Below are 943 nucleotides of genomic sequence, written 5' to 3'. Positions count from 1 at the left end.
CGGGAAGAATGGGTGACGGAGCGCCGCCAGCATGTCGCCGAGATGGAACGGCGTGCGACGGAGGCCGACACCAAGCTCTCCCGGCTGTATGAGGCGATCGAGAACGGACTGGTGGATATGGGCGATCCGTCGCTCAAGGCGCGGATCGCGGAGCTAACCACCATTCGCGATCAGGCCAGAGGCGACGCCGAGCGCGCGGTTGCGCACATCGAGCGGATCAGCCCGGAGATTACGGTCGAGAGCCTTCACGCCTTCGCGTTGGCCGCCAAGCGCAAGCTCCGCCACGATGACGGCACCTAGGCGCGAAACCATGTGCGGGCGGTGCCCAGCGGGTCGAAGTCCATAGCAAGACTGACGTGCGAATCCTCGGCACGCGCACCGAGTTGCTGCGGACCCTCACCGCCGCCTCTGGCGTAGAGGCGGCGGTGCTAGGGACTCGCGGTTTGGACCGAAATGGTGCGCCTATTCGGACTCTATGCCGGAAGCCGCGATGGCAGTTCGGTCTGGCTTGGGGCGGGGGCCTGCGACGCCGACGCCCGCGCGTTGGTGATCCGCTTGCAATGATGCGCCAATCCATCGGCCCAAGTGACTGATCGGCGATGATGAGATGCCGTCTCGCGGTCAGGAGTGGAGGGAGGGGGCGATAGTGATCCAAAATGGAGAACATCGCCATGTCCACCAGCGAAGAATCCTCGAAGGCTGTCGGAATCGTCGTGACCATCCGTGTGATCACGACCACTTCTGATATCGACATCGCAACACCGGAGCAGCTTGCACCCGTGCTCCATGCGGCAATTCAGCGCCTTGGGCAGCTCGGGCGGACGGGATCACTCGCGCTCGCCGCACTGGTCGATAGCGAAGACGACGATTACAATCATGGTTCCTTCTGGATCGACAGCATCGCCGAAGGCGTCAGCCACAGCTATTTCGAACGTCGAAAGGG

General features: G+C 63.2%; 1 protein-coding gene and 1 pseudogene. Both read left to right on the top strand.

The features are described from left to right. Positions 1-300: pseudogene (locus CAF53_RS26915) on the top strand (recombinase family protein); the annotation flags it as partial. A gap of 371 nt (positions 301-671) precedes the next feature. Further along, a partial coding sequence (locus CAF53_RS26910; protein ID WP_197707599.1) for a hypothetical protein occupies positions 672-943 on the top strand: 272 nt, incomplete at its 3' end.

This window comes from Sphingobium sp. LB126 (assembly GCF_002795205.1).
Lineage (GTDB): Bacteria > Pseudomonadota > Alphaproteobacteria > Sphingomonadales > Sphingomonadaceae > Sphingobium > Sphingobium chungbukense.
Note: the sequence above shows the minus strand (reverse complement) of the source record. Positions and strands in the feature narration are given on the sequence as shown.